Genomic DNA, 26539 nt, shown 5'->3' on the forward strand with positions numbered 1-26539 from the left:
AGGCCTTACGATGCTTTGATGCCCCTCCCCAAAGCTGAACTGCACCTTCACGTCGAAGGCACCCTGGAGCCGGAGCTGGCCTTCGAGCTGGCCGCCCGCAATGCCGTCGAACTGCCGTACGCCGACACCGACGACCTGCGCAAGGCCTACGCCTTCGAGGACCTCCAGTCCTTCCTGAACCTGTACTACGAGCTGATGGCCGTGCTGCGGACCGAGCGGGACTTCGAGGATCTCGCCAACGCGTATCTGGAGCGGGCCGCCGCACAGGGCGTGCGCCACGCCGAGATCTTCTTCGACCCGCAGGCCCATATCGCCCGGGGTGTCCCCATGGGGACGGTCGTCGAGGGCCTGTGGCGCGCGCTCGGCCGCAGCGAGGAGAACCACGGCGTCTCCACCCAGCTGATCATGTGCTTCCTGCGGGACGAGTCCGCCGACTCGGCGATGGAGACGCTGCGGGCCGCCGAGCCCTACCTCGACCGGATCGTCGGCGTCGGCCTCGACTCCGCCGAGGTCGGCCACCCGCCCGCCAAGTTCCGCGAGGTGTACGAGGCCGCCGCCGCCCTCGGGCTGCGCCGGGTCGCGCACGCGGGCGAGGAGGGGCCGCCGGAGTACATCACCGAGGCCCTCGATGTGCTCGGCATCGAGCGCGTCGACCATGGTCTGCGCTGCATGGAGGACCCGGCGCTGGTCGAGCGGCTGGTGCGCGAGCGGGTGCCGCTCACGCTCTGCCCGCTGTCCAACGTCCGGCTGCGCGCGGTCGACGTCCTGGCGGAGCACCCGCTGCCCGCGATGCTGGACGCCGGACTGCTGTGCACCGTCAACTCCGACGACCCGGCGTACTTCGGCGGCTACGTGGCGGACAACTTCCACGCCGTGCACGACGCCCTCGGGCTGAGCACGGAGCGGATGCGCGAACTGGCCCGCAACTCGTTCCTCGCCTCCTTCCTGGACCACGACGAGGAGCGGCGGGCCCGCTACCTCGCCGAGGTGGACGCGTACGAGTTCACCGGGAACTGAGGGCCTCCGGTCCCGGCTACGGGGTTCCGGGTCCCGGCGCGGCCGTCGTCTGCCGGGGCCCGGCCGTGCCGTAGGCCCCCCGGTCCGGGGCCGCCGGTGTGTCGAACGGGATCTCCACGACCGGCTGTTCGCAGGCGCCGGCCGGCGCGACCGCGCCCACCGCGCCGCCCGACGGCACTGCGGCCACGGCGGCCGGAGCGCCCCCGCGGCGGCGCACGGCGCCCGGCAGGAGCGGGCGTCCGCCCGGCTGCCGGGCCACGGCGGCCAGCGGGAGGGCGATCGCCAGCAGGCCGGCCGCGAGGATCGTGCCCATGGCCGGAAAGCCCGCCCGCGCGGCCAGCACACTGCCGGTGAGGGGACCGGCCGCGGTGCCGAGCGAGGACGCCGAGCCGACGAGGACGGCCCAGCGGCCGCGCCGGTCCAGGGAGGCGGCGAGGCCGATCAGATACGACAGCACGATCGGATAGAGCGCGTTCCAGGCGATCTCACCGGTCGCGAAGGTGCCGAGGCCGGTGGCGGAGGCGCTGAGGGTGATACAGCCGGCGATGAGCGCGGTGCCCGCGCCGACGGGGAGCGCACGGCCGAGCCGCGGCCCGAGCATGCCCGCGCCGATCACGCCGAGCAGGCCGGCGCCGAGCGCGACGGCGAAGACCAGGCCGACGGTGACCTCGCTGAGGTGTGCCTGGGTGAGGCCGATGCGCCCGCTGACGCCCCACAGGGAGTTCTGGGCCAGGGACCAGCACAGGATGCCGCCGGCCAGTACGAGCCCGGGGCCGCGATGGGGCAGCCGGCCCGTTTCGCGGGGAGCCGTGGCGGCGCGCGCGGGGGAGGAGAGGCGGCCGGTCGCGGGCCACACCAGCAGGGCGGTGAGCGCGATCGCGGCCAGCGGAAGGCCGTGGCCCGGGCCGAGGTGGGGGACCGTCAGATAGACCGCCCCGGCGAGCGCGGAGACGCTCAACAGGCCCAGGGTGGAGGCTTGGTGCGGATTTCGCTGCGCGGCGATGCCGGTCGCGGCGACCGTGGTGGCCGTCCCCGACCCGAAGCCGCCGGCGACCGCTCCCGCGACGACCACGGGGATGCTGTGGCTGACGGCCGCCGTGCCGTATCCGGCGGCGGCGAGCAGCAGCCCGATGCGGGCCAGCCGCCGGGGGCCGACGCGATGGACGTGGGCGGCCAGCAGAAAGCCCGCGGCGGCCGAACTCAGCAGCAGGGCACTGCCGATGGAGCCGGCCTCGGTGGCGGAGAGCGGCAGACCCGCGTCGAGCCTGCCGACGGTGGTGGGCAGGAGGTACGCGGCGAGATACCCGGCCATGAAAAGGGCGACGAGGGGCCAGGGCGGGGCGGTGCGCGAGGACACGGGCGTTCCAGGGCGTGCGAAAGGACGGCTCAGAAAAAGGGGGTTGGGCGCCGCCCGTCGACCGACAGGAACGCGCGGGCAATTTGTATCAAGCACGCGGTTCGAGAAAAAGCTCGGGATGTGTGATCTGGGTCACTATAAGGTTTATGGCTGGTGAGCTCGGGTAAACGAGCGCTTTTCCGGTGGCTGGGCCGGGTTTCAGCGCCAGTGCGGCGCCCCCGCTAGGCCCGGCGCCGCCCCCTCGATCCCGGCCCGTACCTCCCGCATCACCGCCACGATCCGTTCCTCGTGCCCCGGTGTCAGCCGGGCCACCGGCACCGAGCAGCTGATCGCGTCCTGTGCCGGGGTGTCGTAGCGCAGGGCGAAGCCGAAGCCGACGATGCCGATGACGCTCTCCTCGCGGTCGACCGCGTGGCCGCGCTCGCGGGTCGCGGCCAGGTCCGCCGCCAGGGACGCCCGGGTCGTGCGGGTGTTCGGGGTGAGTGCCGCGTAGGGGCCCGGGGGCAGTGCCTCGCCGGGCCGTTCGGCCAGCAGCGCCTTGCCGAGCGCGCCCGCATGGGCGGGCAGCCGCCGGCCGACCCGGCTGATCGTACGCAGATAGGCGTGCGACTCACGGGTCGCCAGATAGGCCACGTCCATGCCGTCCAGGCGGCCCAGATGGATCGTCTCGCCCAGCGCCTCGGACGCCTGGTCCAGGAACGGGCGCACCGTGCGGACGCGCGGGTCGGAGTCCAGATAGCCCGTGCCCGTCAGCAGGGCGCTGATGCCGATCCCGTAGAGCGAGCCCGTGACGTCCGTGCGGACCCAGCCCCGCGAGATCAGGGTCTGCAGCAGGGCGTACATCGAACTGCGCGGCACCGAGAGCTGGTCGGCCAGCTCCTGCAGCCGTGCCGGACGGTCGCCGCGGGCCGCGAGCACCTCCAGCAGTTCGACCGTGCGCGCGGCCGACTTCACCTCGCGGACGCCCCCTGTGTCTGACATGCGCCGATCGTAATCCGGGCGCGGGAGGGCGCCGCCCGGCGCGCGTGGAGCCATTGACGGGTCCTGTTCACCTACCTAGGCTTCATCTTCATACATAGATACTGTCTCCATAGGGAGACGGCCGGAGGAGGGCAGTCAGGGGAAGACCGGCTCATGCCCCTGCTCACCGCCGCACCCGACCTCGTAGGAGCCGCCCCGTGACCGCCGCGATCCGCCCCGACCTCACCATCGACGAGGTGCGTCTGACGCCGATCCTGGTCGCCGACCCGCCGCTGCTCAACACCCAGGGCGTGCACCAGCCGTACACGCCCCGGCTGATCGTGGAGGTGGTGACCGCGGACGGGACCACGGGGGTCGGCGAGACCTACGGCGACACGAAGTACCTCGATCTCGCCCGGCCCTTCGCCCAGCGAGTGATCGGCCGCCAGGTGACCGACACCACCGGCCTGTTCGCCCTCGCCGACGAGATCGGCGTCGACGGCTCCCCGGCCGGCGACCGGCTCGACGTGGGCGGGCTGCGCGGGGTCCAGACCGCCGACAAACTCCGGCTGTCCGTCGTCTCCGCCTTCGAGGTCGCCTGCCTCGACGCCCTCGGCAAGGCATTCGGGCTGCCCGTGCACGCCCTGCTCGGCGGCAAGGTGCGGGACGAGGTCGAGTACAGCGCGTATCTGTTCTACCGATGGGCCGGCCACCCCGAGGGCGTGGCCGCCGAACAGGACGACTGGGGTGCCGCCCTCGACCCGGCGGGCGTGGTCGCCCAGGCCCGGACCTTCAAGGAGCGGTACGGCTTCGGCTCCTTCAAGCTCAAGGGCGGGGTGTTCCCGCCCGACGAGGAGGTCGCCGCGATCCGCGCCCTCGCCGAGGCGTTCCCCGGGCATCCGCTGCGCCTGGACCCCAACGGGGCCTGGACCGTCGCGACCTCGCTGAAGGTCGCCCGGGAGCTCGGCGGCCTGCTCGAGTACCTGGAGGACCCCGCCCTCGGGACGGACGCGATGGCCGAGGTCGCCGCGGGCACCGGCATACCGCTCGCCACCAATATGTGCGTGACCACCTTCCCGGAGATCGAGAAGGCGTTCACCCGCGGCGCCGTCCAGGTCCTGCTGTCCGACCACCACTACTGGGGCGGGCTGCGCAACACCCGGGAACTGGCCGCCGTCTGCAGGACGTTCGGGGTCGCGCTGTCCATGCACTCCAACACGCACCTCGGCATCTCCCTCGCCGCGATGACCCATGTCGCCTCGACCGTGCCCGACCTCCGCCACGCCTGCGACACCCACTACCCCTGGCAGTCCGAGGACGTCATCACCGAGCGCCTCACCTTCGAGGGCGGCAGGATCGCCGTACCGGACGCGCCCGGTCTCGGCGTCACGCTGGACCGCGACCGGCTGGCCGCCCTGCACGCGCGCTGGCTCGCCGACGACGGCACCCTGCGCGAGCGCGACGACGACGCGGCGATGCGCGTCGCGGATCCCGGCTGGGTCACTCCGGTGGTGCCCCGCTGGTAGGCGCACGGCCCCGCATGACGATCGCGGCTGACGGCTGACGGCTGACGGCTGACGGCTGTGGGGCATGGCCGTGGGTGTCGGCCGTGGGTATCGGCTGCGGCCAACCGCCGCCGCGCACTGTGACGATTGGTGCACACTGGCTGGATCCGCACCACGTCAGGGAGCCCACCGTGACCACCACCACCGGAGAGGGACCGCCGCACCGCCACCCCGGCACGCAGGAGAAGCCGCACCCCCATCCCCATATCGGGGACGGGCCGCACCACCCCTCCCAGGTCGACCCCCTGGCCGCCCTGCGCACGCCGGGGGACCCGCCCCGGGACGTGTACCTCACCGGGACGGTCTTCCTCGACATCATCTTCACCGGCCTGGAATCCGCCCCCGTGCGCGGCACCGAGTCCTGGGCGCGCGGGATGGGGTCGAGCCCCGGCGGTGTCGCCAACATGGCCACCGCGCTGGCCCGGCTCGGTCTGAAGACCTCCCTGGCCGCGGCCTTCGGCGACGACCACTACGGCGAGTACTGCTGGGATGAGCTGGAACAGGGCGAGGGCATCGACCTCTCGCCGTCCCGGCGGGTCCCCGGCTGGCACTCCCCGGTCACCGTCTCCATGGCGTACGAGGGCGAGCGGACCATGGTCTCCCACGGCCACGAGCCGCCGCCGGAACAGCCCGCACCCGCCTGCCCGCCCCGTGCCCGGGCCGCCGTCGCCGCGCTGACCCCGGGCCGGCGCGCCCCCTGGATCGCCGAGGCCGCGAAGCGGGGCACCCGTATCTTCGCCGACGTCGGCTGGGACGAGACCGGGGCCTGGGATCTCGCGGGCCTGGCCGACCTCGAACACTGCGAGGCGTTCCTGCCGAACGCCGAGGAGGCCATGCGGTACACGCGCACCGACTGCCCGCGCGCCGCCGCGCACGCGCTGAGCGCCCATGTGCCGCTGGCCGTGGTCACCCTCGGCGCGGAGGGCGCGTACGCCGTGGACGGGCGCACCGGCGACACGGCCGCCGTGCCCGCGATCGCCGTCGAGGCGCTGGACCCGACGGGCGCGGGGGATGTCTTCGTCGCGGGCTTCGTCACCGGCACGCTGGCCGAGTGGCCGCTCGCCGACCGCCTCGCCTTCGCGGGCCTGACGGCCGCGCTCTCGGTGCAGGAGTTCGGCGGATCGCTGTCGGCGCCCGGATGGTCCGAGGTCGCCGCGTGGTGGCGCCGGGTCCAGTCCTACGAGGACCAGGACCCGGCGGCCCTCACCCGGTACGCGTTCCTCGACCGGCTGGTCCCGGAGGGGCGTGTGGAGCCCTGGCCGCGGCGGCGCGCCGTACCGACGATCGGGTTCCGCCGATCGGCGTGAGCGCTTCCGGCGATCGACGTGCGCACGTTGGGCGATCGGCGTGCGCACGACCGCCGTCGCCGGGTGCGGGCCGCTAGAAGCCCAGCCGGCGCAGCTGCTTCGGGTCCCGCTGCCAGTCCTTGGCCACCTTCACATGGAGGTCCAGGAACACCGGGGTCCCGAGCAGCGCCTCGATGTGCTTGCGGGACTTGATGCCGACCTCCTTCAGCCGCTTGCCCTTGGGGCCGATGATGATCCCCTTCTGGCTGGGACGCTCGATGTAGACGTTCGCGTGGATGTCGAGGAGCGGCTTGTCCGCCGGACGGTCCTCGCGCGGCAGCATCTCCTCCACCACCACCGCGATGGAGTGCGGCAGTTCGTCCCGCACGCCCTCCAGCGCCGCCTCCCGGATCAGCTCGGCCACCATGACCTGCTCCGGCTCGTCCGTCAGATCGCCCTCGGGGTAGAGCGCGGGCCCCTCGGGCAGCAGCGGGATCAGCAGGTCGGCCAGCAGCTCCACCTGCTTGTCCCCGACCGCCGACACGGGCACGATCTCCGCCCACTCGATCCCCAGCTCCTTGCCCAGCTGGTCGATCGCGATCAGCTGCTCGGCCAGGGCCTTGGAGTCCACGAGGTCCGTCTTGGTGACGATCGCGACCTTCGGGGTCTTCCTGATCCCCGCCAGCTCCTTGGCGATGAAGCGGTCACCGGGACCGATCTTCTGGTCGGCGGGCAGACAGAAGCCGATCACGTCCACCTCGGCCCAGGTCGTCCGCACCACGTCGTTGAGCCGCTCGCCGAGCAGCGTCCGCGGCTTGTGCAGACCGGGGGTGTCGACCAGGATCAGCTGCGCGTCCGGCCGGTGCACGATGCCCCGTACCGTGTGCCGGGTCGTCTGCGGCCGGTTCGAGGTGATCGCCACCTTCTGCCCGACCAGAGCGTTCGTGAGGGTGGACTTGCCCGCGTTGGGACGGCCCACGAAACAGGCGAAGCCCGCCCGGTGGACGGCCTCGGTCGGCTCGGATGACTGACTGCGCACGCTCATGGCGCCCATTGTCCCTGATCCACGGAGCCCCACCGCACGCTCGTGCGCCCGCCGGGGTGCCGGTGAGGTCCCGGAAACACCGACGCAACACGAAACGTCACGGAAACACACCCGTACGCGACCGGAAACGCGCGGCGGTGACCCTCGGACGAGCCCGCACACCGAGGAGACCCGCCTGTGGAGATCGTCCGCCTGGCCGCCGGAAAGGCCCCCGCCCTCGACACCGGCGACACCGCCTGGCTGCTCGCCGCCACCGCCCTCGTCCTGCTGATGACCCCGGGTCTGGCCCTCTTCTACGGCGGCATGGTCCGCACGAAGAGCGTGCTCAACATGCTGATGATGAGCTTCGTGTCGATCGCCCTGGTCACCGTGGTGTGGCTGGCCGCCGGATACTCCCTGGCCTTCGGCGACGACAGCGCGGGCGGGCTGATCGGCGGCCTGGCGCACGCCGGCATGGCGGGCCTCGGCCCCCGGAGTCTGCACGGCAGCGTCCCCACGCTGCTCTTCGCCACCTTCCAGCTCACCTTCGCGATCATCACGGCGGCGCTCGTCAGCGGCGCGGTCGCGGACCGGGCGAAGTTCGGTGCGTGGCTGGTGTTCGTACCGGTGTGGGCCCTGCTCGTGTACGTCCCGGTCGCGCACTGGGTGTGGGGTCCGGGCGGCTGGATCCTCGCCCGCCTCGGGGCCCTCGACTTCGCCGGCGGACTGCCCGTGGAGATCACCTCCGGCGCCTCCGGGCTCGCCCTGTGCCTGGTCCTCGGTCCCCGCCTCGGCTTCAAGAGGGACGCCATGCGCCCGCACAACCTGCCGATGGTGGTGCTCGGGGCCGGGCTCCTGTGGTTCGGCTGGTTCGGCTTCAACGCGGGCTCGGCGCTCGGCGCCAACGGCCTCGCGGCGGCCGTCTTCCTCAACACCCTCGCCGCCGGGTGCACCGGCCTGCTCGGCTGGCTCTTCGTCGAGCAGAAGCGCGACGGCCACCCCACCACGCTCGGCGCGGCCTCCGGCGCGGTCGCGGGCCTGGTCGCCGTCACCCCGTCCTGCGGCACGGTGTCCCTGCTCGGCGCGCTGGTGGTGGGCCTCGCCGCCGGGGTCGTCTGCTCGTACGCCGTGAGCTGGAAGTTCAAACTGAACTACGACGACTCGCTCGACGTCGTCGGGGTCCACCTGGTCGGCGGTGTCATCGGCACCCTGCTCATCGGCCTGTTCGCGGCGCGGGAGATGACCGGCGGCACGAAGGGCCTGCTGTACGGAGGCGGGCCCGCCCTGCTCGGCAAGCAGCTGCTGGCCGTGGTCGTGGTGGCCGTCTACGCCTTCGCGGTGACGTACGCCCTCGGCAAGGCGATCGACAGGGTGCTGGGCTTCCGTGCGAGTGAGGAGCAGGAGCACACCGGCCTGGACCTTACGGTGCACGCCGAGACCGCCTACGATCACGGAGTCCTGGGGCATGGCGCCCCGGTCGCCCACTCCGCCGCCCAGAAGGTCACCTCCCAGGCATGAAGCTCATCACCGCGATCGTCAAGCCCTTCCGCCTCGACGCGGTCAAGACGGCTCTGCAGGAACTCGGTGTGCACGGCCTCACCGTGACCGAGGCCAGCGGCTACGGCCGCCAGCGCGGCCACACCGAGGTCTACCGCGGCGCCGAGTACCAGGTCGACCTCGTGCCCAAGGTCCGCATCGAGGTGGTGGTCGAGGACGCCGACGCCGACGCGGTGATCGACGCGGTGGTGAGCGCCGCGCAGACCGGGAAGATCGGCGACGGCAAGGTCTGGGCGGTGCCCGTGGACACGGTCGTACGGGTGCGGACGGGCGAGCGCGGCCCCGACGCCCTCTGACCCGAAGGGCCGCGCCCGTCCGGGGGAACGGCCCTACGCTTCCTCAGCCCGCCGTCACGCTCGCGCGGACCGTGCCGTCCGGGCCCGCCACCAGCACCGGCGTCTCGGGGCCGCCGAGGTCCCGCACCGCCGCCCGGTCCTTTGCCGACGCGGACTCGGCCTCCGTGACCACGGCCGCCGCCTCCAGCGACTGCGCGCCCGACGCCACCGCCATCGCCACCGCCGTCTGCAGGGCGCTCAGCTTCAGCGACTCCAGCGCGACGGTTCCGGCCACATACGTGCGCCCGGTCTCGTCGCGCACGGCGGCACCCTCCGGCACGCCGTTGCGGGCCCGCGCCGAGCGGGCCAGGGTGACGATCTTGCGGTCCTCGGGGTCGAGCGCGCTGTTGTCGGTCATGATCCGAGCATACGGATGCGACCGGACCGGACGGTCCGCAGGGGCGCACGTCCGGGCGGGCCGGGAGGCCGGGCTCCGCCCGCGCTTCCCGGCCGCCGAGGACTCACTCCGGCTGCGGCTCCCGCGCTGCGGGCCCGGTCCCGCCCACCGGCTCCACCAGCACGGTCACGATCTTGTTCCTGCGGCCCGCCGCGGCCTCCGCGGTCAGCCGCAGCTCCCGGCCGTCCGGGAGCTCGACCACGGACGACGCCCCGGCGATCGGCACCCGGCCGAGCGCCTTCGCGAGCAGTCCGCCGACCGTCTCCACGTCCTCGTCGTCGTACGCCTCCAGCCCGTACAGCTCGCCGAGGTCGCCGATGTCGAGACGGGCGGTGACGCGATAGCGGTCGTCGCCCAGGTTCGCCACCGGGGGCAGCTCACGGTCGTACTCGTCGGTGATCTCGCCGACGATCTCCTCCAGGATGTCCTCGATGGTGACGATCCCGGCCGTGCCGCCGTACTCGTCGATGACGACGGCGACGTGGTTGCGGTCCTTCTGCATCTCCCGCAGCAGGTCGCCCGCGTTCTTGGTGTCGGGCACGAACGTGGCCGGCCGCATGGCGGTGGACACCAGCTCCGACTCGGCGTCCCGGCTGATGTGCGTCTTGCGGGCCAGGTCCTTCAGATACACGATCCCGACGATGTCGTCCTCGCTCTCCCCGGTGACGGGGATCCGCGAGAAGCCCGACCGCAGGGCCAGGGTCAGCGCCTGGCGGATGGTCTTGTAACGCTCGATGACCACCAGGTCCGTCCGCGGGACCATCACCTCCCGCACCAGGGTGTCGCCCAGCTCGAACACCGAGTGCACCATGCGGCGCTCCTCGGCCTCGATCAGGGACTCCTTCTCCGCCAGGTCGACCAGGGCGCGCAGCTCCGCCTCGGAGGCGAAGGGGCCCCGACGGAAGCCCCTGCCGGGGGTGAGGGCGTTACCGATGAGGATCAGGAGGGAGGGGATCGGGCCCATGATCCGGGCCAGGGGCACCAGGACGTACGCTGCCGCCGTCGCCGTGTTCAGCGGGTGCTGGCGGCCGATCGTGCGCGGAGAGACGCCGACGGCGACGTAGGACACGAGGACCATGACCGCGATGGCGACCAGCAGGGCCTCGGCCGTCCCGGGGAACTCCCGCAGACAGGCGTAGGTGACCAGCGCGGCGGCGGCCATCTCACAGGTGACCCGGACGAGCAGCGCCACATTGAGATAGCGCGTCGGGTCCGCCGCGATCTGGGCGAGCCTGGCGCTGCCGCGCCGGCCGCTGCGCACGGCCTCCTCGGCGCGGAAGCTGGAGACGCGCGCGAGGCCCGCCTCCGCGCAGGCGGCGAGCCAGGCGACGACGACCAGTGCGACGGCGCCGACGACGAGCTGGGGGCTCATGACACGGTGGGGGCCGGGGACGGCCCGGTGAGGCCCTTCTCCGCACGCCAGCCGTCCACGATGGCGGCCTGCAGGCCGAACATCTCGGCCTTCTCGTCGGGCTCCTCGTGGTCGTAGCCGAGCAGGTGCAGCACTCCATGGACGGTCAGGAGCTGGAGCTCCTCGTCCATGGAGTGCTGCGTCGGTGCCTCGGCGCCCTGCCGGGCGGCGACCTCCGGGCAGAGCACGATGTCACCGAGCAGCCCCTGCGGGGGCTCGTCCTCGTCCTTGGCCGGGGGCCGCAGTTCGTCCATCGGGAAGGACATGACATCCGTCGGTCCCGGCAGGTCCATCCACTGGACGTGCAGCTGCTCCATGGCGTCGGCGTCCACGACGATCACCGAGAGCTCGGAGAGCGGGTGGATGCGCATCCGCGCGAGCGCATAGCGGGCGATGTCGAGGATCGCCTGCTCGTCGACCTCGGTGCCGGACTCGTTGTTGACGTCGATCGACATGGTGCTGCTGGTCTACTTCCCCTTGTGCGCGTGCCCGGCCTTGCCGCGGCCGGGCTTGTGCGTGCCGTTCTCGGTGTCGTTCTTGATGTCGTACTTCTCGTAGGCATCGACGATACGGCCGACGAGCTTGTGCCGTACGACATCGTGGGACGACAGACGGGAGAAGTGGACGTCCTCGACGCCTTCCAGGATGTCCTGGACCTGCCGCAGACCGCTCTTGGTTCCGTTGGGCAGGTCCACCTGGGTCACATCACCCGTGATCACGATCTTCGAGTCGAAGCCGAGGCGGGTGAGGAACATCTTCATCTGCTCGGGGCTCGTGTTCTGGGCCTCGTCCAGGATGATGAAGGCGTCGTTCAGGGTGCGGCCGCGCATGTACGCGAGCGGAGCGACCTCGATGGTCCCGGCGGCCATCAGCCGCGGAATGGAATCGGGGTCGAGCATGTCGTGCAGCGCGTCGTAGAGCGGGCGCAGATAGGGGTCGATCTTCTCGTACAGCGTGCCGGGCAGGAAGCCGAGGCGCTCGCCCGCCTCGACCGCCGGACGGGTCAGGATGATCCGGTTGACCTGCTTGGACTGCAGGGCCTGGACCGCCTTGGCCATGGCGAGATACGTCTTGCCGGTACCGGCGGGGCCGATGCCGAAGACGATCGTGTGCTTGTCGATCGCGTCGACGTACCGCTTCTGGTTGAGCGTCTTGGGGCGGATCGTCCGGCCGCGCGAGGACAGGATGTTCTGCGTCAGCACCTCGGCCGGGGTCTCCGGTCCGTCACCCTCGCCGTTCTCGCTCGCCCGGAGCATGGCGATCGAGCGTTCCACTGCGTCCTCCGTCATCGGCTGCCCGGTGCGGAGCACGAGCATCATCTCTGCGAACAGGCGCTGCAACAGGGCGACGTCCGCCGGGTCGCCCACTGCGCTGATCTCATTGCCCCGGACATGGATGTCGACCCCCGGGAAGGCCGTCTCGATCACGCGCAACAGGGAGTCACCGGAACCCAGCACCATCACCATCGGGTGCTGGGCAGGGACGGTGATCTGCGTTTTCGCCTGCCCCTGCGCGGGGGTGTGAGCTGTGGGTGTCTGCGTCATGGGCCGGCTCGTAGGCCTGCGATTCCTCCTCCGTACGGCCGCGTAGCTGAGGGCGGCCTCGCGGTTTCAAGAGTACGACGCGGCACTGACAGAGCCGTAGGACTTTTTTGTGCGCTTGTACGACACCAGGGCGGGACAGTACTCAGAGCGCGACGACCCTGACCCGGCTCCCGCACAGCTTCCGCATGTCGTCGGCATCGGAGGTGAGGACGGCCGCGGGGCCGGACTGACGGAGAGCGGCCTTACGCGACCGAGGCGCCGATCGCGTACTTGTGGCCGTGCAGGCCGGCTTCCTTGACGAGCTCGGCGGCGGTCTTCGCGGCCTGCTCGGTGACGGGTTCGACCTTCATGCGGGAAAGTGCCCAGTTCGGGCGGGGCATGCTGGTGCCTACGTGGGTGACTTCGATGATGGTGTTGGCCGAGACGACCAGGTTCGCCTCTGTGAGGGCCAGCGCCTTGAACAGTGCGACTGTCTTGCGGTCCTGAGCTATCCAGGCGGAGAGGCCTTCGCAGTCGAGGACGAGGGTGGCGATCGGTGTCACACGGCTTCCTGGTGCGAGGGGGCGGCGCCGTTCAGACGGGCGAAGGCTTCGGTCATCTCCTCCTCTGTGAACGCGCCATGCTCCTCTTCGTAACGCCGTGTCCGGGCTTTCACTCCACTCCCCGGATCCGCCCCACCAGCAGCGCCCCGGCCAGTCCGATCACCGCCGCGACCAGGTACAGCACCCGGTAGCCGCCCAGGTGCGTGACGATCGGAGCCGCCAGGACCGGGGCCGCGACCTGGGGGAGGGCGTTGGCGATGTTGATCACTCCCAGGTCCTTGCCGCGGTCCAGGGCCTTCGGCAGGACGTCCGTCATCAGCGCGAAGTCCACCGAGGTGAACACCCCGAAACCGACACCGAGGACCGCCGCCGCGACGACCGTGCCCGTCCAGGTCTGCCAGCCCGCCAGGGCCGCCGTCGCCACCGCCATCAGCACCCCCGACCAGACCACGAACGGCTTGCGGCGCCCCACCCGGTCCGACCAGAGCCCGCCGACGACGACCGTGGCGAGCAGGGTGACGCCGTTGACCGAGGTGAGGACGAGGACGCCCTGCTCGGGGTCGTGCACCGGAATCCCTCCTGACCCGGAGCCCCGGGGAAGGATGCGGTCCCGCAGGTAGTACAGGAGATACAGCAGCACCAGCGCGTTGCTGAGGTTGATCAGGAAGCGGGTCAGCCAGGCCCACCCGAGGTCGGGATGGCGCCGCGGACTGAGCCGGAACCCGGCCAGGAAGCCCCGCCACGACCAGGGCGGCCGGTCCGCCGCCGGCAGCCGCGGATCCGCGTGGCACAGGACGTACGGCGCCACGCCCACCACCGTGAACACCGCGCACGCCGCATAGCCCGCCCCGATGCCCCCGGCCGCCGTCGCCAGGCCCGTCCCGCCGACCACCCCGAGGATCTGCGCCGCCCCCAGCCAGCCGCCCACCGAGCCCCGCTGGAGCCTCGGCACCCGGTCCGGCACCGCCGCCGTCACCGCCGCGAAGGCCGCGTTCAGCGTCAGCTGCACCAGGCACCAGCCCAGCGCCATGGTCCAGGGACCGTCCGCCCCGGCCAGCAGCAGCAGCGACAGCGCCCCGCCTGCCGTCCCCGCCACGATCCACGGGGTGCGGCGGCCCCAGCGGCCCGTGGTGCGGTCCGAGAGCGCGCCGAAGAACGGGTTCGCGACCAGGGACACCACCGCGCCCGCGCCCGTGACCCAGGCCAGCATCGTCTCCTTGGACACCCCGGAGCCGGGCGCGAAGTCCTTCGCCTGCGAGGCCAGCAGGATCTGCAACGGGCCGTACCAGCCCACCCAGATCGCCCCGTTGGCCAGCGACAGGGCCGAGGTCCAGCCCCGGCCGACCCGCTCGACGGGCTCGGCGAGGGCGTCCACGGGCCGGCCGGCGGGCCGCTTCGCCGTCGTCATCCCCGCGCCCGCAGCAGCTCCCGCAGCCAGGCGTACGACGCCTTCGGGGTCCGCTGAAGCGTCGTGTAGTCCACATGCACGAGGCCGAAGCGGCGCGCGTACCCCTCGGCCCACTCGAAGTTGTCCAGCAGCGACCACACGAAGTAGCCGCGCACATCGACCCCGGCCTCCGTCGCCCGGTGCAGTGCCCGGATGTGACCGTCCAGATAGGCGATGCGCTCCTGGTCGTCGATGCCCTCGTAGGAGCAGCCGTTCTCGGTGATGACGACGGGCGGGAGCCGGTCGCCGTAGCGCTCGCGGAAGCCGGTCAGCAGCTCGGTCAGCGCCCCGGGGACCACCGGCCAGCCGAAGTCGGTGACCGGGTGGCCCTCGATCTCCCGGACGGAGAAGGGGAGTTCGGCGGGCAGGGAGACGCCGCCGAACTCGATGTCCTCGCCCTGCGGGGCGCCCACCCGCGCCGGCGCGTAGTAGTTGATCCCGTACCAGTCGAGAGGCTCGGAGATGACCTTCAGATCGGACTCCACGCCCTCGGGGCCTTCGGGCATCAACGCCTCGATGCCGTCCGGGTAGCTGCCGAGCAGCAGCGGGTCGGCGAACAGCCGGTTGAGCAGGATGTCGTAGAAGTCCGCGGCCGCCACGTCCTCCTGTCCTTCGGAGGCGGGCCGGACCGGACCGTGCGAGTTGGCGATCCCGATGTCGCCCGCCCCGGCCACGCGCAGCGCCCGTACCGCCAGGCCATGGGCCAGCAGCTGGTGGTGGGCCACCGGCAGCGCGTCGAACATCAGCCGTCTGCCCGGCGCGTGGACGCCGAGCGCATGGCCCAGCAGGGTGTGCTCGGCGGGCTCGTTGAGGGTGATCCACTTGGCCACGCGGTCGCCGAGCCGCTCGGCGACGACCGACACGTACTCGGCGAACCGGAACGCCGTGTCCCGCTTCAGCCAGTCCCGCGTGACCGGCAGATCCCAGTGGAAGAGGGTCACGACCGGGCGTACGCCTGCCGCGCACAGCTCGTCCACCAGCCGGTCGTAGAAGTCCAGTCCGCCGGGGGAGTTCACCCGGGGCCAGGAGACCGAGAAGCGGTACGCGTCCACGCCGAGGTCCGCGAGAAGGGCCACGTCCTCGCGGTAGCGGTGGTAGTGGTCGCAGGCCACCGCCGCGGTCGAGCCGTCCTTCACCCGGCCCGGCTCGGCGGTGAACACGTCCCACACGGAGGGTTCGCGCACATCGGCCGCGCCCTCGATCTGGTGGGCCGAGGTGGACACGCCCCACAGAAAGCCGGCGGGGAACGGGGGTATGGGGTTCGTCGCCATGCGCCGGATCATCCTTACCGACGGTAAGGCGCGTCAACGGGCAGGGACGAACTGCCCGTTGACGCATGGCTGACGGCTCACGCACCTTCCTTCAGCACCCGGGAGACCAGCGTCCGCTGGTCCTCTGTGAGCCGGGGATCCGCGCAGTACACGGTCCTGCCGTCCACGGTGATCTCGTAGCTGAAGCCGTCCGGTACACCGGCCGGCGGCGTGTCCCGGCCGGCGGCCAGCACACGCTCGGCCAGGGCGTGCCACTCCTGGGCGTCGGCCCGTCCCGAGGTCTCCACCTCGGCCCGGCGCTCGATGCCCGCGAACCCGCCCGTACGCCTCACCCGAATATGCATGGCACCTGTCTAGTGCAGGACGGGCGTCCGGGCTACGAGGTCTGGACCCCGACCTGCTCCCAGGCCTTGAGAACGGCCTCCTGCTCCGCGCCCTCGTGGTAGCGGGACACCGCCGCCGTCACCGTGAGCCTCGCGAAGTCCTCGAAGGTCGCCTGCGAGTCCAGCTCCCCGCCGGTCAGCACGTCGTACCAGATCTGTCCGGCCCGTTCCCAGGCGTGCCCGCCGAGTTCGGTGGCGACCAGGTAGAACGCGTGGTTGGGGATGCCGGAGTTGATGTGCACCCCGCCGTTGTCCTGACCGGTGCGCACATAGCCGTCCATGGTCCCCGGCTGCGGGTCCTTGCCGAGCACGTCGTCGTCGTACGCGCTGCCCGGCTCCTTCATCGAGCGCAGCGCCTTGCCGTTGACGCGCGGGGCGAGCAGCCCGGCGCCGATCAGCCAGTCGGCCGCGGCGGCGGTCTGGCCGAGCGTGTACTGCTTGATCAGCGAGCCGAACACGTCCGACATCGACTCGTTGAGGGCGCCCGACTGGCCGAAGTAGGCGAGGTTCGCGGTGTACTGGGTGACGCCGTGGGTGAGTTCGTGGCCGATGACGTCGACCGGGGTGGTGAAGTCGAGGAAGACCTCCCCGTCCCCGTCGCCGAACACCATCTGCTCGCCGTTCCAGAAGGCGTTGTCGTAGTTCTCGCCGAAGTGGACGCTCGCGTCCAGCGGCAGGCCCTTGCCGTCGATGGAGTCGCGGCCGTACGCCCGCAGATACAGCTCGAAGGTGGCGCCGAGGCCCGCGTACGCCCGGTTGACCGTGGCGTCCTCGCCGGGCTGGTCGCCCTCGCCGCGTACCTTGGTGCCGGGCAGGGTCTGCTGGTGCCCGGCGTCGTAGACCGTGCGCTGCGGTGTGCCGGTACCGGCGGCGGGCGGGGCGGCCGCGGGTGCGCCGATGACGGTGGTCAGCCGGCGGCGGGTGCGCTCCATGGCGTCCCGCTCCAGGGTGCGGCGGGCGGGAGTGGCGAGCGCGGCGTCCTCGTGCTGGGCGAGTTTGTCGAGGACATGCGGTGGCACGATGGTGCAGAAGACGGGCTCAGAGTCCCCGTTGGTGTTCATGTCGGGCACCATTGCACTGTGTGACCAATCTGTCACTACCCGCAACCATGATTGGTGAAAAGCCACGCCATGGAGCTATCCGCGCCACGGTGAGGTGACATGGGGCGGATGCGGGGGCGGTGCCCGGCTGTGAGGTGCCGCACTTTTTGTCCGAATTGTCGCCGCGGTCCCGCATACTGATACGGACCCTCGCATCCGGTGCGGCTGGACTAACATGCGGAGCATCATGCGTATCGGGCTGCTCCTCCTTAGCTGCCGCGGCGAGGGCCTGTAGTCGAGGCCGACCCCCTCCCCGCGGAGTTTGGCGTTGCGCCGTCGGCCGCCCTCCGGGACACCTTGAGGAGCCCACGCACCATGGCCAACCGCCAGCAGCCCACGTCCATGCCGGTCCACAAGTACCGCCCGTACGACCAGGTCGACATCCCCGACCGCACCTGGCCGGACCAGCGCATCAGCCGCGCCCCGCGCTGGCTCTCCACCGACCTGCGCGACGGCAACCAGGCCCTGATCGACCCGATGTCCCCGGCGCGCAAGCGGGCGATGTTCGACCTGCTGGTGAAGATGGGCTACAAGGAGATCGAGATCGGCTTCCCGGCCTCCGGCCAGACCGACTTCGACTTCGTGCGCTCGATCATCGAGGAAGAGGGCGCGATCCCGGACGACGTGACGATCTCCGTGCTGACCCAGGCCCGCGAGGACCTGATCGAGCGGACCGTCGAGTCCCTGAAGGGCGCGCGGCGGGCGAACGTCCACCTCTACAACGCGACCGCCCCCGTCTTCCGCCGGGTCGTCTTCCGCGGCTCCAAGGACGACATCAAGCAGATCGCCGTCGACGGCACGCGGCTGGTGATGGAGTACGCCGAGAAGCTGCTGGGCCCCGAAACCGAGTTCGGCTACCAGTACAGCCCCGAGATCTTCACCGACACCGAGCTGGACTTCGCCCTGGAGATCTGCGAGGCGGTCATGGACGTCTGGCAGCCCGGCCCGGGCCGCGAGATCATCCTCAACCTGCCCGCCACCGTGGAGCGCTCGGCCCCCTCCACCCACGCGGACCGCTTCGAGTGGATGCACCGCAACCTCTCCCGCCGCGAGTACGTCTGTCTGTCGGCCCACCCGCACAACGACCGCGGCACCGCCGTGGCCGCCGCCGAGCTGGCCGTGATGGCCGGCGCGGACCGCGTCGAGGGCTGCCTGTTCGGCCAGGGCGAGCGCACCGGCAACGTCGACCTGGTCACCCTGGGCATGAACCTCTTCTCCCAGGGCGTCGACCCGCAGATCGACTTCTCCCACATCGACGAGATCCGCCGTACCTGGGAGTACTGCAACCAGATGGAGGTCCACCCCCGCCACCCGTACATCGGGGACCTCGTCTACACCTCCTTCTCCGGCTCCCACCAGGACGCCATCAAGAAGGGCTTCGACGCCATGGAGGCCGATGCGGCCGCCCGGGGCAAGACCGTCGACGACATCGAGTGGGCGGTGCCGTACCTGCCGATCGACCCGAAGGACGTCGGCCGCTCCTACGAGGCGGTCATCCGGGTGAACTCGCAGTCCGGCAAGGGCGGCATCGCCTACGTCCTGAAGAACGACCACAAGCTGGACCTGCCGCGCCGGATGCAGATCGAGTTCTCGAGGATCATCCAGGCGAAGACGGACGCCGAGGGCGGCGAGGTCACGCCGACGGAGATCTGGAGCGTCTTCCGGGACGAGTACCTGCCGAACCCGGACAACCCCTGGGGCCGCATCCAGGTGAGGGCGGGCCAGACCACCACCGACAAGGACGGCGTCGACACCCTGACGGTCGAGGCCACGGTCGACGGCCGGGACACCGTCCTCACCGGCTCCGGCAACGGTCCGATCTCGGCCTTCTTCGACGCGCTGCAGTCCCTCGGCGTCGACGTGCGCCTGCTGGACTACCAGGAGCACACGATGAGCGAGGGAGCCTCCGCGCAGGCGGCCTCGTACATCGAGTGCGCGATCGACGGCAAGGTCCTGTGGGGCATCGGCATCGACGCGAATACGACACGTGCCTCGCTGAAGGCCGTCGTCTCCGCGGTCAACCGCGCCGACCGCTGACCCTCTGACCGGCACGTTTCCGGCCCCGTCCGCCCTTCAGGGCGGACGGGGCCGCGTCGTGGACCAGCCATTTCGGCCGAAGATCACGGAGAGGTCTCGTCCGGGGTACTGACTCCGCATCAACAATGTGGCTAACATCACGCCAGCGCGGCGATGTTGCCGTGGGGTTACGGAGGTGCGACGTGCTGCCAGGACGGGGACGCAACGGCCGTGGAGTCCGCAGGGCCCGTGCCGCGCAGGTTCTGGGCTTCCGTACCGCATGGACCGCCGTGGGCGACGGCGAGTTCTTCTGCCCCGGCTGCGGGGGCGACCGCAACTACCAGCGCCTCACCGGGCGCCGCCGCCTCGCCCTCGTGGGCATCCCGGTCCTGCCACGCGGTGAGACGGGCCCGGTCGTGGAGTGCGCGGCCTGCGGCCACCACTACGGCACGGACGTCCTGGACCACCCCACCACGACTCGCTTCTCCGCGATGCTCCGCGACGCCGTCCACACGGTGGCCCTCGCGGTCCTCGCCGCGGGCGGCACCTGCACCCGTACGGCCCTGGAGACGGCCGCCACCGCGGTCCGCTCCGCCGGCTTCGAGGACTGCACGGTGGACGGGCTCGGCGCCCTGGTCGAGGCCCTGATCGCCGACACCGGCCGGGTCTGCGGCGAACCGGGCGGCGCGAGCCTCGCCATAGAGCTCCACGAGGCGCTGGACCCCCTGGCCCCTCACCTCGCCTCCGCCGGCCGTGAGTCGATCCTGCTCCAGGGGGCCCGCATCGCCCTCGCGGACGGTCCCTACACCCCCGCCGAGCGCGAGGTGCTCACCACGGTCGGCGCGGCCCTGACGATCTGCTCGGACGACGTGACCCGGCTGCTGGCGGCGGCGCGCACACCGTCGTAGCCGACCCGGACCGGGGACACCGGCGTGGTCACCCGGACCGCCTGCGCCGTCGTAGTCACTCGTATCAGGGACACGCCACCGTCACCCGGACCGGTGAGACACCCGGGCTCCAGGGGTGACGGGTAGCGGCCATGGGGAGCATGAGACCGTCAGCGGTCACCGTCCCGCACAGGGACGACACCCCCAAGGGAGAGGGATGACACTCCTGACCCGCGCCCTTCTCACCGCCACGGCACTCCTCACCCCGCTCGCAGCCGCGATCCCCGCCTCGGTCAGTCCCGCGTCCCTCGGCTCCGCCTCCGCGACCCCCGCCCTGCCGGCCCGCGGCTGCCTCTCCTCCGAGCCGTACAAGGCCGGGCAGGGCGGCTACCACACCTACCGGATCCCGGCGGCGGTCGTCACGGGGAAGGGGACCGTGCTCGCCTTCGCCGAGGGGCGGCGGGGCAGCGCGGCGGACAGCGGCGACATAGACGTCGTCCTCAGACGCTCCCCGGACGGCGGCTGCACCTGGGGGCCGCTCACGGTCGTCGCCGCCGGCAAGGGGGACACCCGGGGCAACCCGGCGCCGGTGGTGGACCCGCGGACCGGGCGGGTCGTCCTCGTCACGTCCTACAACAGCGGTGCGGTGACCGAGGCGCAGATCATGCGCGGCGAGGTGACGCCCCGCGAGAGCCGCCGGGTCTTCGTCCAGACGAGCGGTGACGACGGGCGCCACTTCTCGGCCCCACGGGAGATCACCGCCGAGGTGAAGCGGACGGGCTGGCGGTGGTACGCGACCGGCCCCGGCCATGCGATCGCCCTCACCCGGGGCCCGCACGCCGGCCGTCTCGTCGTGCCCGCCGACCACTCCACCGCGCCGCCCCCCGGCTCCTCCGACACCGGACGGGAGGCCCGGTACTACGGCGGACACGCGATCTACTCGGACGACGGCGGCACCACCTGGCGCCTGGGCTTCAGCGACGACTCGCACGACGGCCACGACAACGCCAACGAGACCGGCGCGGCCCAACTCCCCGACGGACGGATCTACTTCAACGCACGGGACCAGAGCGGCAGCAGCGCCGGGAACCGCCTCGACAGCTACTCCGACGACGGGGGCAAGACCCTGGAGCACCCCTACACGGTGCAGCACTCCCTGGACGACGTCCCCGTCGTCCAGGGCAGCGTCCTCCAACTCCGCGGTGTCCACGCCCCGTTGCTCTTCTCCGGGCCCTCCGTGCCCACCGCGCGCCAGGCGATGGCGATCTGGCGCAGCACCGACGGCGGGAGGCGCTTCACCCAGGTGCTGACCCTGTCCCGGCGGATGGCGGCCTACAGCGATCTGGTCCAGCTGCCCGGCGGGCAGGCCGCGATCCTCTACGAGACCGGGGCGAAGGGACCGTACGAGACGATCGAGTTCCGACGGACCCTGCTCGGCGTCCCGCAGTGACGGCTACAGCAGCCCCGCCGCCGCCAGGTACTTGCCCACCTGCTCCGTCTCCGCCTCCGACAGCGCCACCTGCGGCTCGGCCGTCGCCGGACAGGCGATCACGCCCCGCAGGAACAGAGCCGCCTTGAACGCGCCGAGGCCCGACGAACTGCCGCCCATCCGCGCCGGGTCCCCGGCGCGCGTCATGCCGAACAGCGCGCACAGGCGCTCCTGCTCCGCCCGCGCCGCGGCCCAGTCGCCCGCCCGGCACAGCCGGTCCAGACGCACATATCCCTCGGGGTCCACATTGGCCAGCCCCGGCACCGCCCCGTCCGCACCCAGGGCCAGCGCCGAGTCCACGACCAGCTCGGAACCCGTCAGTACGCTGAAGCCCCTGATCCCGGGGTGCGTCCGGGCGCCCGTCACCACCGTGCGGAAGGCGGCCAGATCGCCGCTGGAGTCCTTCAGACCGGCCAGGGTCCCCTCCCCGGCCAGCTCCAGGACCAGCTCCGGGCTCAGCTTGGTGTGGACGGACACCGGGATGTCGTAGGCGAACACCGGCACGGGGGAGCGCTCGGCGACCAGGCGGTAGTGGCGGGCGACCTCCGCGGGATGCGTGCGCGTGTAGAAGGGCGCCGTCACCACCACCGCGTCCGCGCCCGCCGCGGTCGCGCACGCCACATGGTCCAGCACCCGGGGCGTGGTCATGTCGATCGCCCCGGCCAGCACCGGGACCCGGCCGGACACATGGGACACGACCGTCTCCACCACCAGCCGGCGCCGGCGGTCCGTCAGATACGCGGCCTCCGAGGACGACCCGAGCACGAACAGGGCGTCCACCCCGGCCGACAGCAGATGGTCCACCAGCCCGAGGAGCGAGGGGACGTCCACCTCGCGGTCCGGTGTCAGGGGGGTGCAGACGGGCGGGACGACACCGGTCAGCGGGGCGGGCAGGGTCATCAGGGCTCCCGGGCGTGTTTCTGGTCGGGCAGTACGTGGTCCGGCGCCCCCTCGGCCATGGCGGTGGCCGGGGAGGGCCGTGCGGCCTGGCGCACGAGGTCGCGCGTCGGCTCGCCCTCCTCCACAGGATGGTGGCAGCGGAAGCGGTGACCGGCGGACGACGCGCCCGAGAAACCCGGCATCGCCTCGGCGCACACCTCGTCCGCCTTCCAGCAGCGGGTACGGAACGGGCAGCCGCTCGGCGGCCGGGCGGCCGACGGCACGGGACCGGCCAGCGGGATGGGGTCGATCGGGTCCAGCAGACCGGGCGTCGCGGAGAACAGGGCCCGGGTGTACGGGTGCCGGGCGTGCTCGGTGACCCGCCCGGCCGGGGCCTCCTCCACGATCCGGCCCAGATACATGGTGATCACCCGGTCGCTCATCCGCCGTACCGTCTGGATGTCGTGCGAGACGAAGACGAGCGCCAGGCCCAGGCGTTCCCGCAGATCCAGCAGGAGGTTGAGGATCTGCGCACGGACCGACACGTCCAGCGCGCTCGTCGGCTCGTCGGCGACCACCAGCTCGGGGTCGAGGGCGAGGGCGCGGGCGATGGCCACGCGCTGCCGCTGACCGCCGGAGAGCTGCCCGGGCAGGGCGTCGGCGAGGGCCCGGGGCAGACCCACGAGCGACATCAACTCCCGTACTCGTTCCTCCCGTTGCGGAGGTGTACCGCGCCGGTGCACATCCAGCGGGTCGCGCAGGATCCGGCGCACGGTCAGCCGGCGGTTCAGTGCCGTCGAGGGGTCCTGGAAGACCATGCCGGTGTTCGCGCCGACGGCGGCCCGGCGTTCGGCGGGCGGCATCGACCACAGGTCGCGGCCCCGGAAGAGCACCGTGCCCGAGGTCGGCCGCTCCACACCCACCAGCACCTTCGCCAGCGTCGACTTGCCGCATCCCGACTCGCCGACCACACCGACCGTCTCGCCGGGCGCCACGGTCAGCTCGGCGCCGGTCAGGGCGTACACCCGGTCCCGTGTGAACAGGCCGCCGCTGCGCGCCTTGTGGACGACATGGGCGTCGGAGAGTTCCACGATCGCGCCGGGGGCGCCCGGGGGCTCGACGGTCCTGCTCATGTCACGGCCTCGCTCTCCTCGGTCGTCACCAGATCGACCGCCGGGTGGTGGCAGGCCGCCGTGTGCGTCGGGGTGCCCGCGAGGCCGGGCGCCGTCGTCCGGCACACCTCGCTCGCCCGTGGGCAGCGGTCCGCGAAGCGGCAGCCGGCCGGGAAGTCGGCGGGGGCGGGGACGACCCCCTTGATCTGCGTCATCCGCTCGGCGGCCGACTCCAGCGACAGCACGCTGCCGAGCAGCCCCCGGGTGTAGTGGTGGGCGGGTGTCTCCACCAGGTCGGCGGTCACCCCGGTTTCCACGATCTGCCCGCCGTACATCACCACCACCCGGTCCGTGACGTCCGCCACCAGTGCCAGGTCGTGCGAGACGAGGATCAGCGCGAACCCCAGTTCCGCCCGCAGCCCGAGCAGCAGTTCGATGATCTGCGCCTGAACGGTCACGTCCAGCGCGGTCGTCGGCTCGTCCGCGATGATCAGCCTGGGATCGCGGGAGAGTGCCAGAGCGATCAGAACCCGTTGCCGCTGGCCGCCGGAGAGTTCGTGCGGATAGCTGCGCAGGGTGCGTTCGGGGTCCAGGCCGACCATCGTCAGCAGTTCGGCGGGGCTCCGGCGGCCACCGCGCCGTACGACCTGCTTCAGCTGCGCCCGGATCGTCATCGCCGGGTTCAGGGAGGACAGCGCGTCCTGATAGACCATCGCCATCTCATGGCCGAGCAGCCTGCGCCGTACCCGCATCCGTTCGGCCAGCAACTCCCGTCGGCCGAACCGGACCTGGCCCCGCACCCTGGCCCCCTTCGGCTGGAGCCCCATGACCGCGAGCGCGGTCAGCGACTTCCCGCACCCCGACTCGCCCACCAGCCCGAGGACCTCCCCGGGATGCACCTCGAAGCTGATGCCGTCCACGATGTCCACGCCCCCGTGCCTGCCGGGGAAGCCGATGGCGAGGTCTTCCACCGCGAGCACCGGCGGCCCGCCCGGCAGGGGACGGGCCCGCGAGCGCAGCCGCCGCGCCGCCTCGGCCAGCCCCGGCAGCGCCACCACCTCGCCGCTGCCGGGCTGGGGCGCCTGGAGCCGGTCGCCCTCGTCCCGTACCTCGACGGCACGGGCCGCGGGCGCCGCCCACGCGTCCGAGACGCCCTCGGACAGGATGTTCAGCGACAGGACCGTGACCAGGATCAGCAGGCCCGGGAAGACCGTGGCCCACCAGCCGCCGGTGAGCACCATGTTCTTGCCGTCCGCGATCACGCTGCCCCACGAGGGGTCCGGGGGTCGTACGCCCGCCCCGATGAAGGACAGCGACGCCTCGAACACGATGGCCTCGGCGACCTGCACCGTGCAGAAGACCAGCACAGGCGCGGCGCAGTTGACCGCCACGTGCCGCAGCACGATATGGGGAGTGCGGGCGCCGATCACGCGTTCGGCGGTGACATAGTCCTCGCCGTACTGGTCCAGCACGTTCGCGCGGACCACCCTGGCGACCGGCGGGGTGAACAGGAACGCGATCGCGCAGATCAGCACGGTGATGCCGCCGCCGAAGACGGAGATGAGGACGGCCGCGAGCGCGATGCCGGGGAACGCCATCACCACGTCCAGACAGCGCATCAGCGTCTCGTCGACGGCCTTGCGGGAGGTCGCCGCGACCGCGCCGAGCAGGGCCCCCACGACCAGGGCCAGCGCGGTCGCCCCGAGCCCGATCGCGAGCGACCAGCGGGCCCCGTACATCAGCCGGCTGAGGATGTCCCGGCCGAGGCTGTCCTGGCCCATCCAGTGGCCGGCCGAGGGGTGCCCGGTGCCGTCGACCGGCTCCTGCTGGTCGAGCGGGTCGTGCGGGGCGACGACCGGCGCGAGCAGCGCGACGAGCACGACGACCGCCAGAAAGCAGACCGCGGCCTTCGACAGCGGCGGCAGCCGGCGCCAGCCGCGCAGCCGGACACCGGGACGGGTCAGGGCCCGGGCGAGACCCCTGCGTGTGGTGATCACCGGGCCGCATCCCTCAGTCGCGGGTTGACCAGCAGATACAGGATGTCGATGACGAGGTTGACGACCACGAATCCGGTCGCCGTGGTCAGTACGACACCCTGGACGACGGCCGGGTCGCCGTTGTTGACGGCGTCGATCATCAGCTTTCCCATCCCGGGCAGCGAGAAGATGGTCTCGATGACGACCGCCCCGCCCAGCAGATACCCGACCCGCAGGCCCAGCACCGTCAGCGGGTTCATGAGCGCGTTGCGCAGCACGTTCCGGCCGACCACCACCCGCGGCGGCAGTCCGCTGCCGATCGCCGTGCGCACATAGTCCTTGTCCAGCTCCTCCACCACGGCCGTGCGCACGATCCGGGTCAGCTGCGCCGCCACCGGCAGCGACAGCGCGAGCGCGGGCAGGGTCATCGTCCGCAGCCACCCGGTGAAGGAGTCCGCCGGGTTGATGTAGCCGCCGGCCGGGAACCAGCCCCGGTCGACCGCCAGATACTGGATCATCAGCAGCGCCAGCCAGAACCCGGGGGCGGCGACCCCGGTCAGGGACACCACCCGGATGATCTGGTCCGGCAGCCGGTCCCGGTGGATGGCGGCCGTCACCCCGCCGACGAGGGCCAGCACCACCGCGACACCCAGCCCGAGAAAAGTGAGCTGAAGGGTGAGCGGGAGCGCCGTGGTGACCTGGTCGACCACCGGCGCCCGGGTCAGGGCGCTGGTACCCATGTCACCGTGGAGCAGATCGCCCACGAAGTGGACGTAGCGCACCGGCAGCGGGTCGAGCAGCCCGTTGCGCTCCCGGAAGTCGTGCAGTTGCTGCGGTGTCGGGTTGGCGCCCTGGAAGAACGCGGACGCCGGGTCGACGTCCGAGAACCGCATCACGAGGAACACGAACAGCACGATGCCGAGCATCAGCGGCACCAGCAGCAGGACGCGGCGGACCAGGATCCTGGCGACGGCGGCCATGGAC

The 26539-nt window shown here is 71.9% G+C and carries 23 protein-coding genes and 1 pseudogene; 8 read left to right on the plus strand and 16 right to left on the minus strand.

Annotated elements, in window-relative coordinates; all coding sequences use genetic code 11:
• The first annotated feature begins 18 nt into the window (after nucleotides 1-18).
• Nucleotides 19-1017: an adenosine deaminase gene (locus AB0L95_RS28230; protein ID WP_365166026.1), complete on the plus strand. Its 999-nt coding sequence runs from the start codon at nucleotides 19-21 to the stop codon at nucleotides 1015-1017.
• 16 nt (nucleotides 1018-1033) lie between these two features.
• Here AB0L95_RS28230 and AB0L95_RS28235 read toward each other — a convergent pair whose 3' ends face one another.
• Complete coding sequence (locus AB0L95_RS28235; protein WP_365166149.1) at nucleotides 1034-2329, minus strand: MFS transporter; 1296 nt, start codon at nucleotides 2327-2329, stop codon at nucleotides 1034-1036.
• A 243-nt stretch (nucleotides 2330-2572) separates the two neighbouring features.
• On the minus strand, nucleotides 2573-3355 hold the full coding sequence (locus AB0L95_RS28240; protein WP_365166029.1) for an IclR family transcriptional regulator: 783 nt from the start codon (nucleotides 3353-3355) through the stop codon (nucleotides 2573-2575).
• 209 nt (nucleotides 3356-3564) lie between these two features.
• On the opposite strand from AB0L95_RS28240, the gene AB0L95_RS28245 reads away from it, so the two are divergent.
• Nucleotides 3565-4860, plus strand: a complete 1296-nt coding sequence (locus AB0L95_RS28245; RefSeq protein WP_365166151.1) for a glucarate dehydratase family protein — start codon at nucleotides 3565-3567, stop codon at nucleotides 4858-4860.
• 245 nt (nucleotides 4861-5105) lie between these two features.
• Nucleotides 5106-6206 carry a PfkB family carbohydrate kinase gene (locus AB0L95_RS28250; RefSeq protein WP_365166154.1) on the plus strand — a complete coding sequence of 367 codons (1101 nt, stop codon included), beginning with the start codon at nucleotides 5106-5108 and terminating at the stop codon, nucleotides 6204-6206.
• A gap of 73 nt (nucleotides 6207-6279) precedes the next feature.
• Here AB0L95_RS28250 and era read toward each other — a convergent pair whose 3' ends face one another.
• Nucleotides 6280-7239, minus strand: coding sequence for a GTPase Era (era, locus tag AB0L95_RS28255; RefSeq protein WP_365166031.1), 960 nt, complete (start codon nucleotides 7237-7239; stop codon nucleotides 6280-6282).
• A gap of 168 nt (nucleotides 7240-7407) precedes the next feature.
• Here era and AB0L95_RS28260 point away from each other — a divergent pair, with 168 nt between their 5' ends.
• Nucleotides 7408-8727: an ammonium transporter gene (locus tag AB0L95_RS28260; RefSeq protein WP_365166034.1), complete on the plus strand. Its 1320-nt coding sequence runs from the start codon at nucleotides 7408-7410 to the stop codon at nucleotides 8725-8727.
• Entirely contained in the window at nucleotides 8724-9062 is a 339-nt protein-coding gene (locus tag AB0L95_RS28265) for a P-II family nitrogen regulator (protein WP_365166037.1), read from the plus strand. Before AB0L95_RS28260 ends, AB0L95_RS28265 begins: the two co-directional genes overlap by 4 nt.
• Before the next feature lie 43 nt (nucleotides 9063-9105).
• On the opposite strand, the gene AB0L95_RS28270 is transcribed toward AB0L95_RS28265, so the two are convergent.
• From AB0L95_RS28270 to AB0L95_RS28310, 9 genes and pseudogenes are all read right to left on the minus strand, one after another.
• Entirely contained in the window at nucleotides 9106-9459 is a 354-nt protein-coding gene (locus AB0L95_RS28270; RefSeq protein WP_365166039.1) for a cytidine deaminase, read from the minus strand.
• A 103-nt stretch (nucleotides 9460-9562) separates the two neighbouring features.
• Nucleotides 9563-10870 (minus strand): hemolysin family protein, encoded by a 1308-nt coding sequence (locus AB0L95_RS28275; RefSeq protein ID WP_365166042.1) that lies wholly within the window; start codon nucleotides 10868-10870, stop codon nucleotides 9563-9565.
• On the minus strand, nucleotides 10867-11364 hold the full coding sequence (gene ybeY, locus AB0L95_RS28280; RefSeq protein ID WP_311698420.1) for an rRNA maturation RNase YbeY: 498 nt from the start codon (nucleotides 11362-11364) through the stop codon (nucleotides 10867-10869). The genes AB0L95_RS28275 and ybeY overlap by 4 nt, the downstream gene beginning before the upstream one ends.
• A 12-nt stretch (nucleotides 11365-11376) precedes the next feature.
• Nucleotides 11377-12453, minus strand: coding sequence for a PhoH family protein (locus tag AB0L95_RS28285; RefSeq protein ID WP_365166044.1), 1077 nt, complete (start codon nucleotides 12451-12453; stop codon nucleotides 11377-11379).
• A 142-nt stretch (nucleotides 12454-12595) separates the two neighbouring features.
• Nucleotides 12596-12995: pseudogene (locus tag AB0L95_RS28290) on the minus strand (DNA-binding protein).
• A gap of 109 nt (nucleotides 12996-13104) precedes the next feature.
• Nucleotides 13105-14403: an MFS transporter gene (locus AB0L95_RS28295; RefSeq protein WP_365166046.1), complete on the minus strand. Its 1299-nt coding sequence runs from the start codon at nucleotides 14401-14403 to the stop codon at nucleotides 13105-13107.
• Complete coding sequence (locus AB0L95_RS28300) at nucleotides 14400-15713, minus strand: GH1 family beta-glucosidase (protein ID WP_365166049.1); 1314 nt, start codon at nucleotides 15711-15713, stop codon at nucleotides 14400-14402. Before AB0L95_RS28300 ends, AB0L95_RS28295 begins: the two co-directional genes overlap by 4 nt.
• A 77-nt stretch (nucleotides 15714-15790) precedes the next feature.
• Nucleotides 15791-16057 (minus strand): protealysin inhibitor emfourin, encoded by a 267-nt coding sequence (locus AB0L95_RS28305; protein WP_365166051.1) that lies wholly within the window; start codon nucleotides 16055-16057, stop codon nucleotides 15791-15793.
• A gap of 32 nt (nucleotides 16058-16089) precedes the next feature.
• The gene (locus AB0L95_RS28310; protein WP_365166053.1) at nucleotides 16090-17157 is read right to left on the minus strand and encodes a M4 family metallopeptidase; all 1068 of its coding nucleotides are present in this window, start codon (nucleotides 17155-17157) and stop codon (nucleotides 16090-16092) included.
• 354 nt (nucleotides 17158-17511) lie between these two features.
• On the opposite strand from AB0L95_RS28310, the gene leuA reads away from it, so the two are divergent.
• From leuA to AB0L95_RS28325, 3 genes are all read left to right on the plus strand, one after another.
• The gene (leuA, locus tag AB0L95_RS28315) at nucleotides 17512-19233 is read left to right on the plus strand and encodes a 2-isopropylmalate synthase (RefSeq protein WP_365166055.1); all 1722 of its coding nucleotides are present in this window, start codon (nucleotides 17512-17514) and stop codon (nucleotides 19231-19233) included.
• 182 nt (nucleotides 19234-19415) lie between these two features.
• Nucleotides 19416-20120 carry a TerB family tellurite resistance protein gene (locus tag AB0L95_RS28320; protein WP_365166057.1) on the plus strand — a complete coding sequence of 235 codons (705 nt, stop codon included), beginning with the start codon at nucleotides 19416-19418 and terminating at the stop codon, nucleotides 20118-20120.
• A gap of 196 nt (nucleotides 20121-20316) precedes the next feature.
• Nucleotides 20317-21549 carry a sialidase family protein gene (locus AB0L95_RS28325; RefSeq protein ID WP_365166059.1) on the plus strand — a complete coding sequence of 411 codons (1233 nt, stop codon included), beginning with the start codon at nucleotides 20317-20319 and terminating at the stop codon, nucleotides 21547-21549.
• Nucleotides 21550-21552: 3 nt separating this feature from the next.
• Here the strand turns inward: AB0L95_RS28325 and AB0L95_RS28330 are convergent, their stop codons facing one another.
• From AB0L95_RS28330 to AB0L95_RS28345, 4 genes are read right to left on the minus strand one after another with little or no spacing between them, the layout of a single operon-like run.
• Nucleotides 21553-22488: a dihydrodipicolinate synthase family protein gene (locus AB0L95_RS28330; protein ID WP_365166061.1), complete on the minus strand. Its 936-nt coding sequence runs from the start codon at nucleotides 22486-22488 to the stop codon at nucleotides 21553-21555.
• Nucleotides 22488-23600, minus strand: coding sequence for an ABC transporter ATP-binding protein (locus AB0L95_RS28335; protein ID WP_365166063.1), 1113 nt, complete (start codon nucleotides 23598-23600; stop codon nucleotides 22488-22490). The genes AB0L95_RS28330 and AB0L95_RS28335 overlap by 1 nt, the downstream gene beginning before the upstream one ends.
• Complete coding sequence (locus AB0L95_RS28340; protein WP_365166156.1) at nucleotides 23597-25573, minus strand: dipeptide/oligopeptide/nickel ABC transporter permease/ATP-binding protein; 1977 nt, start codon at nucleotides 25571-25573, stop codon at nucleotides 23597-23599. The genes AB0L95_RS28335 and AB0L95_RS28340 overlap by 4 nt, the downstream gene beginning before the upstream one ends.
• On the minus strand, nucleotides 25573-26535 hold the full coding sequence (locus tag AB0L95_RS28345; RefSeq protein ID WP_365166065.1) for an ABC transporter permease: 963 nt from the start codon (nucleotides 26533-26535) through the stop codon (nucleotides 25573-25575). The genes AB0L95_RS28340 and AB0L95_RS28345 overlap by 1 nt, the downstream gene beginning before the upstream one ends.
• Nucleotides 26536-26539: the final 4 nt, after the last annotated feature.

This window comes from Streptomyces sp. NPDC052036 (genome assembly GCF_040680495.1).
Lineage (GTDB): Bacteria > Actinomycetota > Actinomycetes > Streptomycetales > Streptomycetaceae > Streptomyces.

Excerpts from the sequence above, each read along its gene's own strand:
- era (WP_365166031.1), bottom strand. The coding sequence starts at position 7,239 with ATGGGCGCCATGAGCGTGCGCAGTCAGTCATCCGAGCCGACCGAGGCC.
- AB0L95_RS28235 (WP_365166149.1), bottom strand. The coding sequence starts at position 2,329 with ATGGCCGGGTATCTCGCCGCGTACCTCCTGCCCACCACCGTCGGCAGG.
- leuA (WP_365166055.1), top strand. The coding sequence starts at position 17,512 with ATGGCCAACCGCCAGCAGCCCACGTCCATGCCGGTCCACAAGTACCGC.
- AB0L95_RS28230 (WP_365166026.1), top strand. The coding sequence starts at position 19 with ATGCCCCTCCCCAAAGCTGAACTGCACCTTCACGTCGAAGGCACCCTG.
- AB0L95_RS28305 (WP_365166051.1), bottom strand. The coding sequence starts at position 16,057 with ATGCATATTCGGGTGAGGCGTACGGGCGGGTTCGCGGGCATCGAGCGC.
- AB0L95_RS28330 (WP_365166061.1), bottom strand. The coding sequence starts at position 22,488 with ATGACCCTGCCCGCCCCGCTGACCGGTGTCGTCCCGCCCGTCTGCACC.
- AB0L95_RS28325 (WP_365166059.1), top strand. The coding sequence starts at position 20,317 with ATGACACTCCTGACCCGCGCCCTTCTCACCGCCACGGCACTCCTCACC.
- AB0L95_RS28310 (WP_365166053.1), bottom strand. The coding sequence starts at position 17,157 with ATGAACACCAACGGGGACTCTGAGCCCGTCTTCTGCACCATCGTGCCA.
- AB0L95_RS28265 (WP_365166037.1), top strand. The coding sequence starts at position 8,724 with ATGAAGCTCATCACCGCGATCGTCAAGCCCTTCCGCCTCGACGCGGTC.
- AB0L95_RS28240 (WP_365166029.1), bottom strand. The coding sequence starts at position 3,355 with ATGTCAGACACAGGGGGCGTCCGCGAGGTGAAGTCGGCCGCGCGCACG.
- AB0L95_RS28275 (WP_365166042.1), bottom strand. The coding sequence starts at position 10,870 with ATGAGCCCCCAGCTCGTCGTCGGCGCCGTCGCACTGGTCGTCGTCGCC.
- AB0L95_RS28300 (WP_365166049.1), bottom strand. The coding sequence starts at position 15,713 with ATGGCGACGAACCCCATACCCCCGTTCCCCGCCGGCTTTCTGTGGGGC.
- AB0L95_RS28335 (WP_365166063.1), bottom strand. The coding sequence starts at position 23,600 with ATGAGCAGGACCGTCGAGCCCCCGGGCGCCCCCGGCGCGATCGTGGAA.
- AB0L95_RS28270 (WP_365166039.1), bottom strand. The coding sequence starts at position 9,459 with ATGACCGACAACAGCGCGCTCGACCCCGAGGACCGCAAGATCGTCACC.
- AB0L95_RS28295 (WP_365166046.1), bottom strand. The coding sequence starts at position 14,403 with ATGACGACGGCGAAGCGGCCCGCCGGCCGGCCCGTGGACGCCCTCGCC.
- AB0L95_RS28345 (WP_365166065.1), bottom strand. The coding sequence starts at position 26,535 with ATGGCCGCCGTCGCCAGGATCCTGGTCCGCCGCGTCCTGCTGCTGGTG.
- AB0L95_RS28285 (WP_365166044.1), bottom strand. The coding sequence starts at position 12,453 with ATGACGCAGACACCCACAGCTCACACCCCCGCGCAGGGGCAGGCGAAA.
- ybeY (WP_311698420.1), bottom strand. The coding sequence starts at position 11,364 with ATGTCGATCGACGTCAACAACGAGTCCGGCACCGAGGTCGACGAGCAG.